The sequence below is a fragment of the Clostridium sp. AM34-9AC genome (genome assembly GCF_003480225.1).
Taxonomy (GTDB): domain Bacteria; phylum Bacillota; class Clostridia; order Lachnospirales; family Lachnospiraceae; genus Acetatifactor; species Acetatifactor acetigignens.
Map to the genome: position 1 here is coordinate 1 of NZ_QUIU01000031.1, position 14880 is coordinate 14880.

The following is a 14880-nucleotide window of genomic DNA, read 5'->3' on the forward strand; positions in this document are numbered from 1 at the left end:
TGAAATATCGTTTGATAATTCCAGCGTCAGGCGGCCTGATCCGATCACTGCAACCGGAGTCATTGCTGCCGGAACGGTTGGCACCGGTGTTGTGTCCAGAGCAGTTTTTACCGGGATTTCTACAAAAGAGAGGGCAGACGGGTTGGTGGCTTCCTGAAGTCCCTCCTGTTCACAGACTTCCCGGCGGATCTTTCGGAGCCAGTAATAGTAAGATTTTTCAGAAATATCGTTTTCAGCAAGCCACTGCTTTGCCGTAGTGCCTGCCGGTCTGTCCTGGCACTGTCGAATGATGTTTATCCAGTTCGACCGGCGGACAGTGTGAGTTAATTGATCCATGCGCTTTAGCCTCCTCTAAAAAACTAATAGTTTTTTCGTGTTATTTAGAGTGTGGCATAAAAAAACTAATTAGCCAAGGCGCAGGATTTGACGTTTACTTTCAAGCTGCCTTCTCTCTGTGAATAATCTACCAAGGATCTGTGTCGGCTCTTCAGCATTTTCAGTTAAGTTCAATCTTCTGACCAATACTTCATTGAAATAGGTTCTATTACAACTGCAATTATATTATTATTTTGATCTACTCTAAATCTAAATGCATAAAAGTAGTCTTTGGTTGAATCAATTTTTAAGGAATAATTATATGCTCCGGAGTCCTTTAACCCATCATGTGAGAATACATCTTTAATATCTGCGGAACGCTGCTTTGTATCTCCATATAATTCAATTACTTTGTCTATACTGTCTCCAAGTTTGATGCCTCTTACTGTACTTTCTATTACATTACCATCATCTGTAAATTCACCTGATACTATCATGTTTGCATTATCGGCAAGCATGTATGCAGCCTCATCATTTCCCGCCTCTACATATTCATTATATGTATCATATCCCAAAAAACTAAATGCAAGGTCTTTTTCTGAAAGTGGCTCTGCTTCTTCTATGTTGGTTACTTCTGTGGTCTTTTCTGCCTCTGTTGATTCGTCTTTCGCTTCTGCTTCACTTGTGTTATCTTCTACTACCTCAGTGCTTTCTATTGTCTCCGTGGTTGTTTCTGTAAGTTCTACTTGTGCAGATTCAACAGTAGTGGGAATGGGTTCTGCTGTCGCTGTAGTTTCCTGTTTTCCGCAGGAAGCAAACGATAAAATACATATTGTCATCAGTGCTAAAATAATTTTTCTTTTCATAGTCTGTTCCTCGCTCTATAAAATCAATTACTCTTCTATACCACCGCACTACTCACTTTCTTCAATTACATCAGGCGATTTTTCCAGCCTTTTAAGCCATTTGGTTATCGATCCGTTCTGAAGGACCCCTTCCAGTGCTCCACTGCAGAATCTTTCCGCCCTAACCGCCCCATAATCAAATCCAGTACAGCCTGTCCATTCAGTTCATCTATGTTGGCATTAGACATCTCAGTATTCCTTCGCAATCTCTTCCTCAATTCCATACATCGTCTTAAATGTCTCAAGATCCTCTGCCCTGCGGATCAGCATGACTTCTTCGAATTTTCCCGTATGGATATCCTTGAATCCCGCCACCTGTTCGCCGTTGCAGATGCTGGCTTTGATGACAGGTTTTTGATTGCTCCGGTCGTAAGTCTTCTTTTCGCTTTTCTTTGAAAAAAGTATCATTCTGATTCCTCCAGTGCTGCTTTTACCATCCGTTCAAAGGATTGTGCGAACCTCTCGTCATCCTCTCCTGTCCGCTTCTTCGGACCTTTGAAATGTTTTTTCTGAGAAGCACGTCTTGCCTTTTTATTCAGATGTCTTTCCATGAGCATCTGATCAATATTCTCATCCGTGTACCATTTGCCGGACTGGTGGATTGCGTAGGCTCCCTTACCAAGTGCCATAGCTGCCACGCCATAATCCTGAGATACCACGATATCTCCCCTGTGGCAGAGACTGATCAATTTATAATCCACTGCATCCGCGCCGGCTCCCACGACTATCACCTCACTGTAACCGGAAGTCAGCACATGGTTAGTATCACACAGAAGTGTTACCGGAATCTGATATTTTATTGCTGTTTTTTCCACTATGTCCACCACCGGACAGGCATCCGCATCCACATAAATCTGCATAAGAAAATTCTCCACCGCCTTTCTTATACTTAAAATTATAGCGGCTTTATCCTATGTTTACAAGTTACTTTCCTGTGGGAATCGACTGTAGAACGCCAGTCACACGATATGCGAAATTGTACGCAAAAAACTTCTATGCTCCTTATGTTTTGGAAAAAGTAATTACATACAATAAATCTATATTAAAAAAATTATTACAGTTAACGAATAACAGTATAAAAAACCTCACGGCCTTTTACGAAAGTGCTAACGGTTCTTTCTATAGCAATTCCCATTATATACATGAAGCATGGAAAAATTATTATTTTTATCCTCAAACAGGGTTCGTGGCTTATACAACTCCTGTATATTTAAAACCATACCACGGATTCATCACCAATGTAGTTCATGTTACGGCAAAGTCATCCGATTCAGAAATACAATTTCTTATTGATGTCTTCATATGCGTATGGGTGACAATATGTCTATGAATCTGGAAACCGGTGAACTTCACATAACTTCCGGTTGGAATGACAATGCTGACGAGGATGCTTTCTGATATATACTTTTTTCCTGGTCCTATTACCGCCTCAAAATCCAATGCAATAATTTCGGCGGTAATAATCTAGCAAATATAGAAAATTGCAAGGAACGTACCGCTTGCACAGACACTGTTGCCAGTCAGGCGGTATTATGTTGAAAAAGAGGTGTGCCGGTTAGGGCACATCTCTTTTTTAAGGGCGGAGCGCTACTCCGCCAGATACATCTTCAGGCTTCCTTCCACCGCATCCATGGCTTCCTCCACACTCGCCTGCCCGTTTAGGTATGCCTGTAAGCTCTCGGTCAGGGAAGTCTCGATCTGAGTGTCTTCCTTGAGGCACAGGGTTGCAGTCTTGCATAGATCCATCAGCTGTTTTGCGGTCTCCTCAGAGTAGGTTTTGATAGCGAACTCTGCGGTACTGCCGTCGATATCATAGGTGGTATAGGCTTCCGCCATGCTGCGGTCTGCTGCAGCCTGTGTCTCCAGCGCTTTGGCATTGACGGGGAATCCCTCATAGGTATCCACGCTCTGCAATTCTTCGGACAGAGCAAACCGCAGGAAATCCTTTGCGATCTCCACGTGTTCACTCCGGCTGTTGATTCCAATGACCATCTTCGGATAAAATGCATTTTCCACGGATACCACATTGGCATTCAACAGTTCTGCCACAGCATAGGGTGTCATTGCCTGATTAAAGCCGTCAGTCTCCTGAAGTACCAGTTTCACATCAGATCCCAGATCCCAGATATTCGCTGCACGGCCTTCTTTTCTGGAAGGCAGGATACCGCAGTTATCCGCAATCTTCTTCAAATCTTCCAGCCAGGGGCGTAAGGTATCACGATTTACCTGACGGTTCTGTAAAATATCATCCACGATCAGGGGATAGAACTCTTCCACCAGTTCGCCGCAGGTACGGTCTCCCATATAACTCTCCGTCTTTCCGGATACCGCCTTTGCAATAGCGTCCATGCTGCTCATTTCCTCCGGCTGCACATCCCTGCCGACAGCTAACAATAATCCGAATTGCAACGGCACCGCATACCGTCTTCCATCCGCCTCTTCATAGGCTGTTGTGATGTTGGAAAGCAGGGTTCCGTCCTCTTCCATGGGCTGCAATATCTCTTGCAGATTAAACAGCAAGCCCTTAGAGGCATATGTGTCCAGTTTCAGATGATCCATCACCATGAGATCCGGTCCGTTGCCGGAGGTCAGGGAAGTGTTAAGATCCTGATAGATCTGCTGATAATCCGCATTTCCGCTGTATTTATCCGTCATGGAGATTGCCGCATCCACATGGATCAGTATCTCCGGATGCTGCTTATGATACTGCACCGCAGCCTGCTGTAAAAAGAAGCTCTCCTCTACGGTATACAGTGTCAGTTCTTCGGTCACCTCTGTCACCGCATCGGGATCGTAGCGGTAAATCATTATTTTATCCCCGCTCTCGCTTCCAAACCACGCGTATACACTGTCGTCCGACAGCGCCACAATATCCCTGCACCACTGATCCGACAGAGAAAAACCGGTATCGATTCCCTGAAGTAGCTTCTGCCAGTTGGTATCTCCTGCGTCGCAGCGGAAGAATCCGTCTGCATCCGCCGCATAGACTGTGCCGTCTTCCAGCACACTGAAATAAGCAGAGCTGTAGCTGTCCTGGGAAAAAGGAATCTCTCCCTGAGATTTTGCCCCATTGTTTCCGTCCAGCTGCATCTGCAACAGACCGTTCACGTTTCCCTGTTCATCCGCCTGTGCCAGATACAACGTATCTCCCACAGCACTGACCCACTTATTATCCGCCAGACTGCCGCTGTCTGTCAGGCTGTCACTCTCCTGGCTGCTCACCAGGCTCCCATCCTGTGCCAATACAACATCCAATGAAAAATAAGACAAGCCCACTAACAATCCGTCCTCTGTCAGTGCCACATACTGCGGCGTATCATAGAACCGATAGCCATCCATATCCATAGGCTCCAGCCACTTCTGTGGTGTAATATCCAGCGCACTGCCGCCCGCTTCCTTCCACAGATGTGCGGAAGAGCTCTCCTCATCCCGGTAACAGTTGCCGTACAGGTACTGATTCCCCTCCGCATCCTGCAACAGTGTAAAACTGTCACTGCTCTCCAGACCCTTTCCCTCGGGAAGCGCCTTCAGCCAGTCCTTCGTCACTTCCGTCAAAGTATCCCCTTCGCCCAGCATCCATTCCTCTAAAGAGACCTGACCTTCTACGCCTTCTGCCACAAGAAAATGTAATTCATCACCTGAACGGAAGATCTGGCTGATATTTTTGTCCTTCCATTCCTCCGGAAGTGCGAGTTCCGTCTCTACATATCGCCCTTTCTGCACTTCATCAGGTGACGCTGCAATCTGCTGATCGTTCTTATTCCCACACCCGGTGAACAGTCCCATGACGATCGCCATACAGGTCGCCAGTGCGATTCCTTTTTGCATGTTATTGTTATTAAAGTAGTTTCTGTTTCGCATCTTAATATCCAGTCCCTTCCCGTAATCTGCAAATTTGCTCTTTCACAGCTTTTTCTTACAGGAAAAGTATAGCGGTTTCTTTCTTAAGATAACAGCAGGCACGGGTTAAGATGCCTTTACCATATGATTAAGATTTTCTTAACGAAAAACGGAACCGGCACAAACGCCGATTCCGTCTTCTCCGGGAACTATTTAGGAATTCAATATCTTCATAAATTCTTCTCCGGTAATGGTCTCTTTTTCATATAAGTACTGGGACAGTTCATCCAGCTTCGCACGATTTTCCAGCAGGATCTGTCCTGCCTTCTCATGCTGCTTCTTCACCAGTTCCACGACTTCTCTGTCGATGGCAGTCTGTGTCTCCATGGAGCAGGTCAGGGAAGCATCGCCGCCCAGATACTGGTTCGTCACGGTCTCCATGGCTACCATGTCAAAATCCTTGCTCATACCGTAGCGGGTGATCATGCCTCTGGCAAGCTTGGTTGCCTGCTCGATATCGTTGGAAGCTCCTGTGGTCACAGAACCGAAGGCGATCTCTTCCGCGGCACGTCCGCCGGTCAATGTAGCGATCTTGTTCTCCATCTCTTCCTTGCTCATCAGATAATGATTGCCTTCCTCTTCCACCTGCATGGTATAACCCAGTGCACCGGAGGTACGGGGCACAATAGTGATCTTCTGTACCGGTGCGGAATTGGTCTGCTTCGCTGCCACCAGTGCGTGTCCGATCTCATGGTATGCCACGATCCGCTTTTCCTTATCTGTAAGGATGGCATTCTTTTTCTGATAACCGGCAATGACTACTTCAATACTCTCTTCTAAGTCTGCCTGGGTTGCGAACTTACGTCCATCTCTGACTGCCCGAAGAGCTGCCTCATTGACGATATTGGCAAGCTCTGCACCGGAGGCTCCGGAAGCCATACGGGCGATCTTGTTGAAGTCCACATTATCTGCGACTTTGATCTTACGGGCATGCACTTTCAGGATTTCTTCTCTTCCTTTCAGGTCGGGAAGCTCTACCGGCACACGTCTGTCAAAACGTCCGGGACGTAACAATGCGGGATCCAGACTCTCCGGACGGTTGGTGGCCGCCAAAATGATAACGCCGTTGTTGCCTTCAAAGCCATCCATCTCCGTTAACAGCTGGTTCAGGGTCTGTTCTCTCTCATCGTTACCGCCCACCTGTCCGTCACGCTTTTTACCGATGGCATCGATCTCATCGATAAATACGATACAGGGAGCCTTTTCCTTTGCCTGTTTGAACAGGTCTCTTACTTTGGAGGCACCCATACCTACGAACATCTCCACGAATTCCGAACCTGACATGGAGAAAAAGGGAACATTGGCTTCTCCGGCTACTGCCTTGGCTAACATCGTCTTACCGGTTCCAGGAGGGCCTACTAAGAGGATACCCTTCGGCATGGAAGCACCGATCTCTTTGTATTTGTCGGGATCATGCAGGTATTCCACGATTTCCGTCAGATTTTCCTTCGCCTCGTCCTCTCCTGCCACATCGGTGAACTTGATACCGTTGGAAGACTTCACATAGACCTTCGCATTGCTCTTGCCCATGCCGCCCATGCCGAACATCATGGAATCGCCGCCGGCCTTTTTCGCCATCTGACGGTACATCAATTGTCCGAAGCCAATAATGATGATCAAAGGCAGCAGCCAGCTGATCAGAAAGCTTAAAACCGGCGATGCTTCCTCCACGATCTCACTGGAGAATTTTGCCCCACTGTCATACAGTCTCTGCGTTCTGTCCGGATCATCCATCAGACCGGTCTTGTAGATGGTCTTGTCATCTTTTGCCGTGAATACGATCTGATTGTCCTGGACCTGTACCTCATCGATCTGTTTATCATAAGTCATCTGCATAAAAGTGTTGTAATCCACTTCCTTCACTGCTCTCTGTACGATCTGCGGTACCAGAAGACTGTTGATCAGGATAATCACGATCAATGCAATCATATAATAGAATATGAACGGTTTTTTGTTTGGTTGTTTGACTTCCTGCATACATTTTCCCTTTCTCATTCTTGTATTATTGTCCAAATCTGTTGTAATAAATCAATCATAGCCACTTTTTTCCACACAATCAATGGATATTCTCTTACCTTATTCTAAAAAAAAGATAAACTTATGCGGTGAAAAGACTACGTTTTTCAGAATCTGTTTCTTTCCATTTTCAAGCAAAAGAGAGACAATCAAAATAGATTTTTACATACTAAAAGATTCAAAAAGGAGGAAACATCCGTGTCGGATACTACCAAAAAGAGATTAAAATTCGCAGGAAAGCTTCTGTTTATCTGTCTGTTATTAGGCATCCTGTATTACAGCTTCCGGGATTCCATGGGGGATATGCTGACGGAGCTTGCCGGTGTCTCCCCACAGGTGGTCTTGTCCCTGTTTGTGACCGTGATCCTCTACCATATCTGTGAAGGGCACATCACCTGGCTGATCGTGCATAAGACACACCCGGAATACACCGGCTTACAGGGATTCTGCAATGCTTTCTACTGCTCTTTCTATAAGACGGCCACTCTGGGCAGTGGCTCCGGCATAGCCGGGATCTATTATCTGAATAAAGCCGGAATCCCGGTTCCCAATGCCACCGGTATGTACTTTTTCCAATATATTGTCCACAAGGTCTCTATGGCAGTCTATAGTCTGCTATTGTTTTTGGCAACCTATGGATTTATTCATGCTTCATTTGCCGATTATCAATGTTATATCCTGCTGGGATTTGCAGGAGTCTGTGTGATTGCAGGAGTTCTGTTAGCTGTCGCTACCGTACCCTGGATGCAGACTGCCTGTAATCTGCTAGACAACCGGTTCCGTGCAAAGCATCCCTCCTGGGAGGAAAAACTCACCGGTGCCGGACATAAGCTTGCCCTGCTACAGGCGGAAAGCCGGTCTCTGTTACAGGATCCAATATTACTGCTTCACCTGTTCCTGTGTAATGTATTAAAGTTCACTACCTGGTATATCATCCCCTGGATCGTGTTCTGCAATTCTCTTGGGGGAGAATACGGCGATCTGCCTTTTTCTTTCCTGCAATGTTTTGCTCTGACCTCTCTCAGCCAGTCGCTGGCGGGTGTCATCCCCACCCCGGCGGGGATCGGATCCGTAGAGGCTGTCTTTACATTGCTGTTCCGGCGTCTCCTGCCGGAGGCCAAAGCCCTGTCTGCCGTGCTTCTCTACCGTTTCGCCACCATGCTGTTACCTTGTGCGATCGGTGCGTTCTTTGTACTGGGGGAGAGGATTATTTCTCTGCACAGGAAAAAGAGAACGGCGGACTAATATGCTTTCCTAAAATCTCCACACAAAACAAGCCACTACACAGTATTCTGTGTCGTGGCTCTTATTATGTTCCGTTATTATAAAAACAAATGCTAAGTATTACTTTCTCTGTAAGAAATCAGGAATCTTCAGAGATTTCTCTTCTACAGAGCTTCTGATATCTGTAGGCTTATGAATACCGGGCACCGGCTGTATGGGTCTCGGAGCCTGTCCTCCCTGTCCCTGGGGTGTCGTCGGAGCGGTAGGCTGCAGATTCATTCCCTTCAGAGAATTCGGTGTCATATGGGACGCAGGCTGTCTGAATGCAGCGCCTCCTCCCAGACGATTCTGTACACCGTTATTGGCCTTGTCTTCCAGACCGGTAGCAATAACCGTAATGGTGCAACTGTCGGACTTGGACTCATCATACATGGCACCGAAGATAATATTTACATCGTCTCCTGCCAGCTCCTGAACATAGCTTGCCGCATCGGAAGCATCTGCCAGGGTAATGTCACCGGAAATATTGATGATAACATGGGTTGCACCGGAAATAGTAGTCTCCAGAAGGGGACTCTCTACTGCCATCTTCACAGCTTCCATTGCCTTATCATCGCCCTTGCCTTCACCGATACCGATGTGAGCAATACCCTTGTCCTTCATAACCGTCTGTACATCTGCGAAATCCAGATTGATAACTGCGGGAACATTGATCAGGTCAGTGATTCCCTGTACTGCCTGCTGCAGTACTTCATCCGCCTTCTTCAGTGCTTCCGGCATGGTGGTACGTCTGTCCACGATCTCCAACAGCTTATCATTGGGGATTACGATCAGGGTATCCACGTGTTCCTTGATACGCTCGATACCGTTTAATGCATTGACCATACGGGCTTTTGCTTCAAAACGGAAAGGCTTCGTTACCACACCAACGGTTAAGATGCCCATATCCTTCGCAAGCTTGGCCACTACCGGAGCAGCTCCGGTTCCGGTACCGCCGCCCATACCACAGGTGACGAATACCATGTCTGCACCCTTCAGAGCTGCGGAAATCTCTTCTGCACTCTCCTCGGCTGCTTTCTCACCGATCTCAGGCTTGGCTCCCGCACCAAGACCCTTGGTCAGCTTCTCACCGATCTGTAACAGTTTCGGAGCTTTGCAGAGCTGCAATGCCTGCTTATCGGTATTCACCCCGATAAAATCCACTCCGTCAATCTTCTCATCTATCATTCTATTTACAGCGTTGTTACCCGCGCCACCTACACCGACTACGATGATCTTGGCAGCTACATCCGCGTCATTCGTCTTAATCTCCAGCAAGGTTAGTTCCTCCTTTTAACCTTTTTCAACTTCACATAGACTATCATATAATCATTTTACAAATTTAGCAACCTATTTTTTCAAAATGTTTCACGCGTCCGGTTTGAAGGTAAATTTACCCTTTCCTTCCTCGTAGTTTTCCATTTGCAGGGTTCCGCTTTTACCCTGTAACTTCTCCAGGAAGTCCGGCAACAACTGCAGCTTGTCCTCTATATGGCTGTTGTCACTGCCCATGGACACCTTGATCTGTCCGAAGTAGATCGTAATGTCACCGGAAGAATGCAGATAGATCTTGTCCGCAGCCAGTGAATATTTGTTCAAAAGCTTTGTCAGATCCATGATCCTGGAAAACACCTGCGGATCCTCCACCGGCAGCTGCTCTCCCAGCACCACATGGTCGAAGGAAAGCCCCGTGATCTGCGGTATTCCCTGGGTGCGGATCCCGGAACTTTCCACCACATAGCCGTCTTTATCAAAATACATATAAGTATCCAGATATTTCACATATCCCGCCAGTGCTTTTTCATATACAGTGATCTTGATCGTGTCGGGTGCCAGAATCGATACATTCATCACATCCACAAAGGGAATGTCCTGAATCCCTCTGTCACGGTATTTCAGAGACAGATACAGGGAATTATCTCCCAAAGGTCCCGACATCACGATCTCCATGATCTCGTCCTCGGTATAATGCACATTGCCCTCCACATACACGGTACGTACCGTATACACGGAGTGCAATGCCACCGCACCACCGCCCAGTGCCAGCAGCAGGATGCCTATGATCACTATTCTTCTGATAATTTTGCTTCGGTCTCTATACACTGATGATCCGTGCTCCTAATTCTCTCAAGTCTCTGCAGATATTTTCATATCCGCGTTCTATAAAGTGCTGTCCTGTCACGAAACTCTCGCCTTCTGCCGCAAGCCCCGCCAGAACCAGTGCCGCACCGCCGCGAAGTTCACAGGCTTCCATCCGGCTTCCCCGTAAATGCTCCACTCCGGTGATCACGGCATGTCTTCCGTCCTTCAGAACAATCTCTGCTCCCATGCCCTTTAGCGGTTCCGCAATACGAAAACGATTCTCGAAAATATTCTCTTCAATGCAGCTGCATCCTTCCGCTTTCGTCAGCACCGCCATTGCCACCGACTGCAGATCCGTGGGAAACCCCGGGTAAGGTCCGGTCCGTAAATACGGTATGGCCTGCGGTCTTTTGGAACACTGTACGAACAGACCTTCCTCCGAGGTGATACACTGTGCACCCATTTTTTCCGCCACAAAGGTCACCGCTTCCATCTGCTCCCAGGGAGCCTCTGTCAAAAGTACACTGCCTCCACAGCCGATACAGGCGAACAGATATGTCCCGGCTACAATCCGGTCTGACGGAACTGTGTACCGTGTACTATGAAGTGGTCTGTCACCATGAACCAGAAGTTCCGATCCTCCAATCCCCTCAATCTGTGCACCACATGCCGTCAGAAATTCGCACAATGCCGTCACTTCCGGTTCTCTGGCGGCCCCCAGTATCCTGGTGTCTCCATCCGCCTTCACCGCAGCCAGCAAAATATTCTCCGTAGCTCCCACACTGGGAAACTCCAGTGTGATCTCTGCCCCGTGCATTTTCCCATCCTTCACCTGTGCAGACAGAAGCCCTTCTTCCTCCCGGAATTCGACGCCCATCTGCTGTAGTGCCCTGATGTGCAGATCGATCGGCCGTTCTCCGATGACGCACCCACCCGGATGCTCCATGGTCACATAACCACATCTTCCCAGCAATGCTCCCAACAGGCACAGAGATGAACGCATTCCGGTGATAGCTTCCCCCTGCATCCGTCTGGCCTCCGCTCTCTCGCAGGGAAGTTCTTCATTTTCTCCCGGCTGTACCCGGATCCCTTTTTCCTGCCAGTGCACCAGACATCCCAGTTCCCGAAGCAGATGCACAAAACGATGTACATCTGCAATACGTGGGCAGTTCTGAATATAGGATACTTCATTGGTAAGAAGCGTTGCCGCCAGGATCGGAAGTGCCGCATTCTTTGATCCCTGTATGCGTACCTTCCCCTGCAGCGGAATGCCTCCCTGCATGCGGATTCCTTTCATACAGCACCATCCCCGTTTTTATGATAATCTTATCTTATGTAGGAAAGCACTGTTTCGTACCATGTCTTCTGAATATGTATTTTTCTACAGCTCTTTTAACTGGATCCGGCGCGCCACGCTTAATACCAGTCCGATCTCCGACAGCAAAAACAATGCCGAAGAACCACCGTAACTGATAAACGGCAGGGAAATTCCGGTGTTGGGAATGGAGTTGGTAACTACGGCAATGTTTAAGATCGCCTGGATCGCGATATGTCCCATAACGCCCACCACCAGCATGGCGCCGAACAGGTCCGGTGCATTGTTGGCAATGACCATCATTCGCCATAAGAGCATAATGAACATGAGAATAATGGCAACCGCTCCGAACAATCCCAGTTCCTCGCAGATAATGGAGAAGATCATGTCGTTCTGCGCCTCGGGCAGGAAGCTTAACTTCTGCATACTCTGCCCCAGTCCCTTGCCCCAGATGCCACCGCTTCCGATGGCATACAATGCCTGCAGGGTCTGGAAACCTTTATCCTGCGCCTGACTTTCCGGATTCAGCCACGCCTGGATTCTCGCCAGACGGAACTTGCCACCGATCTTATCTCCCAACTGTACGACTGCGACTACCAAAAGTCCAGCCGCCGCCAGTACGCTGCCTCCCATGATGATGAATTTCTTGTAATCCGGGCTTGCCACGAATACCATCAGCACCGCAATACCCATAATAATAATGGCGGAACTCAAATTATCCGTAATGAGGTACACCGATGCTGCGATCGGCAGGGGTGCCGCCATCATGGTAAAGAAGCCTTTCATGGTACGGACGCTTTTTCCCATCTTGCATACCAGACTTGCCAGGAACAGGATCATACACAATTTCGCTACTTCCGCAGGCTGCAGGTTGAAGCCTGTATGTGGGATACCGATCCATCTGGTAGCGCCGTGGGAAGTGATACCCAGGGGTGTCTTTACCAGGAAGATCAGGATCATGGACACCACATATCCCAGGGTGGCAAATCGTTCCCAGAAGGTATACGGGATATTGGCAATGACCATCATGAAGACCAGACCGATGATATTGGCGATCAGCTGTTTCTTCATATAATAGGCGGCATCTCCATAGGAATCATAAGCCTCATAGGAGCTGGCCGAATAGATCATGATCAGCCCGAAGCCCAGTAAAAACAGCACAATAAAAAGCAGGCTGTAGTCAAAAAAGTATTCGGATTGTTGTTTCTTTTTACGTCTTCTTCCCCGCGTTTCCGCCATGCCTGCTTTTACTCCTTACTTCTGTTATGATTTCTTATTCCGCCAGTCCGCGTACATATTCCTTGAAAAGCTGTCCTCTGACTTCATAGTTCGGGAACATGCCCCAGCTTGCACAGGCCGGAGACAACAATACAGCGTCTCCCGGCTGGGCCAGTTCGGTACACAGCTTCAGGCATTCCTCATAAGTGTCCGCAAAACGGATCTTGTCAAAGCCATGCTTTCTGGCACATTCGGCAATCTTCTCTCTGGTCTGGCCGATGAGGACAAGGCATTTTACCTTGCCGTCAAAGCTGTCGATCCACTCATCGTACTCACTCTGCTTGTCATAGCCGCCGCCGATGAGAACCGTGGGCTTGCTCATGGCTTTGATGCCCTGAATAGCGGCATCGGGATTGGTTCCCTTGGAATCGTTGTAATAATCCACACCGCCCTTGGTGGCTACGAACTCAATTCTGTGCTCCACTGCGTGGAAACTGCGGATCACAGTAAGAATCGTCTCCAGGGGCACCTGCATACCCTCTGCAATAGCAATGGCTGCCATGACATTTTCCACATTGCACAGGCCTACCAGATTCATATCCTTGTGAATATCCATTAGTTCAGTCTCTGCGCCGTTCACACTCTTAATGATCTTGTCTCCCCGCAGGAAGTAACCGTTTTCCAGCTCGTGATGGGAGGAGAACAGTACCGGGGTGGCAGGACATCTTCCTGCGAAATCTCTGGTGTAATCATTGTCATAATTCAATACACAGATATCATTTTTTGTCTGGTGGGAAGCCACTGCTTCCTTGGCTGCCACATAGGCCTCCATGGTATGATGTCTGTTCAGGTGATCCGGTGTGATATTCAGGATCGCCGATACCACCGGATGGAATGTATGTATGGTCTCTAACTGGAAAGAACTGATCTCTCCCACAGTGACACTGTCCTTTGAAGTCTTATCCGCTTCCAGGGTATAGGGATTACCGATGTTACCCACCACGAAAGTCTTATTCTTACCGAAGTGTGCCTTCATGATCTCACCGGTCAGTGTGGTGGTTGTAGTCTTGCCGTTAGTGCCGGTAATGGCGATCACTCTGCCTTGCTCCGCAAGGAATCCCAGTTCGATCTCTCCCAGAATCTGTACCCCACGGTCCCTCATACGGTTCACCAGCGGAATATCCGTAGGTACTCCGGGGCTTAAAACGGTTGCCTGAATGCTCAGTTCTACCTCCTCCGGCAGTTCTCCGGCGATACAGACTGCCTTGCTTTCCCCGGGAAGCTTCGCCTCCAGATCTTCCTTTGTCAATTTATCACTGCTGTCATACAGAACCACGTCTGCATGATATTTTTCCAATAAAGCCACTGCACCGATCCCGCTGATGCCGGAGCCGATGACCAGACATTTTTGTCCTTCTAACATTTTCCTTACCATACCTTTCTGTAAAAGTCCATTATTTCATTATAACGCATTCCCTACAAATGGGGAAGAGATTTTTACAGGAGACTTACGCAAAGAAGCCCTCCAACATATATATGTCGGAGAGCTCCGGTTCATTCCAGTTTCTGTGTACAATAATCTTCGGTTCTACGCTTCTACGATCAGATATCTGCCGTCTCCGATATCGAATACTTCATCTGCCTCCAGAATCTCATCATCCACAGCGCCGTCCACATCCATGCCGGCCTCATCAAAATACTCAATGACATCCTCCACGGAATCTACCACGACTGCCATGCACTCTTCCAGAAAATCTTCTGCCTCATCCAGTGTCTCTGCTACAGCTTCCGGAAAAAGCTGGAGCTGTTTGTCCAGGAAGCATTCCAGTACCGCATCATCATACTCTCGCATGCTATTACCTCCAA

13 protein-coding genes are annotated in these 14880 nt (G+C 48.0%); 1 reads left to right on the forward strand and 12 read right to left on the reverse strand.

Features of this window, described 5'->3' with window-relative positions; genetic code table 11:
- The 6 genes from DW835_RS15420 to ftsH form a co-directional block, all read right to left on the reverse strand.
- The coding region (locus tag DW835_RS15420) for a hypothetical protein (RefSeq protein ID WP_118731397.1) at positions 1 to 336 on the reverse strand (336 nt) is incomplete at its 3' end.
- 170 nt (positions 337 to 506) lie between these two features.
- Entirely contained in the window at positions 507 to 1181 is a 675-nt protein-coding gene (locus DW835_RS15425; protein WP_118669733.1) for a hypothetical protein, read from the reverse strand.
- A 228-nt stretch (positions 1182 to 1409) separates the two neighbouring features.
- Entirely contained in the window at positions 1410 to 1628 is a 219-nt protein-coding gene (locus DW835_RS15430; RefSeq protein ID WP_117466856.1) for an aspartate dehydrogenase, read from the reverse strand.
- The gene (locus DW835_RS15435; RefSeq protein ID WP_118669734.1) at positions 1625 to 2080 is read right to left on the reverse strand and encodes a YaiI/YqxD family protein; all 456 of its coding nucleotides are present in this window, start codon (positions 2078 to 2080) and stop codon (positions 1625 to 1627) included. Before DW835_RS15435 ends, DW835_RS15430 begins: the two co-directional genes overlap by 4 nt.
- A gap of 727 nt (positions 2081 to 2807) precedes the next feature.
- Positions 2808 to 5048 carry an extracellular solute-binding protein gene (locus DW835_RS15440; protein WP_182430331.1) on the reverse strand — a complete coding sequence of 747 codons (2241 nt, stop codon included), beginning with the start codon at positions 5046 to 5048 and terminating at the stop codon, positions 2808 to 2810.
- Between the two features lie 225 nt (positions 5049 to 5273).
- Positions 5274 to 7097: an ATP-dependent zinc metalloprotease FtsH gene (gene ftsH / locus DW835_RS15445; RefSeq protein ID WP_118669736.1), complete on the reverse strand. Its 1824-nt coding sequence runs from the start codon at positions 7095 to 7097 to the stop codon at positions 5274 to 5276.
- Between the two features lie 237 nt (positions 7098 to 7334).
- On the opposite strand from ftsH, the gene DW835_RS15450 reads away from it, so the two are divergent.
- A complete protein-coding gene (locus DW835_RS15450; RefSeq protein WP_118669737.1) occupies positions 7335 to 8381 on the forward strand; it encodes a lysylphosphatidylglycerol synthase domain-containing protein in 1047 nt (348 codons plus the stop codon).
- A 99-nt stretch (positions 8382 to 8480) separates the two neighbouring features.
- Here the strand turns inward: DW835_RS15450 and ftsZ are convergent, their stop codons facing one another.
- From ftsZ to DW835_RS15480, 6 genes are all read right to left on the reverse strand, one after another.
- Positions 8481 to 9677: a cell division protein FtsZ gene (gene ftsZ, locus DW835_RS15455; RefSeq protein ID WP_118669738.1), complete on the reverse strand. Its 1197-nt coding sequence runs from the start codon at positions 9675 to 9677 to the stop codon at positions 8481 to 8483.
- A 90-nt stretch (positions 9678 to 9767) separates the two neighbouring features.
- Positions 9768 to 10466, reverse strand: coding sequence for an FtsQ-type POTRA domain-containing protein (locus tag DW835_RS15460; protein ID WP_243001505.1), 699 nt, complete (start codon positions 10464 to 10466; stop codon positions 9768 to 9770).
- 28 nt (positions 10467 to 10494) lie between these two features.
- Positions 10495 to 11778, reverse strand: coding sequence for a UDP-N-acetylglucosamine 1-carboxyvinyltransferase (gene murA, locus DW835_RS15465; protein ID WP_118669739.1), 1284 nt, complete (start codon positions 11776 to 11778; stop codon positions 10495 to 10497).
- A gap of 84 nt (positions 11779 to 11862) precedes the next feature.
- The gene (locus tag DW835_RS15470; protein WP_118539812.1) at positions 11863 to 13035 is read right to left on the reverse strand and encodes a putative peptidoglycan glycosyltransferase FtsW; all 1173 of its coding nucleotides are present in this window, start codon (positions 13033 to 13035) and stop codon (positions 11863 to 11865) included.
- A gap of 34 nt (positions 13036 to 13069) precedes the next feature.
- A complete protein-coding gene (gene murD / locus DW835_RS15475) occupies positions 13070 to 14437 on the reverse strand; it encodes a UDP-N-acetylmuramoyl-L-alanine--D-glutamate ligase (protein ID WP_118669740.1) in 1368 nt (455 codons plus the stop codon).
- 165 nt (positions 14438 to 14602) lie between these two features.
- On the reverse strand, positions 14603 to 14866 hold the full coding sequence (locus tag DW835_RS15480; RefSeq protein ID WP_022312581.1) for a hypothetical protein: 264 nt from the start codon (positions 14864 to 14866) through the stop codon (positions 14603 to 14605).
- Positions 14867 to 14880 lie beyond the last annotated feature (14 nt).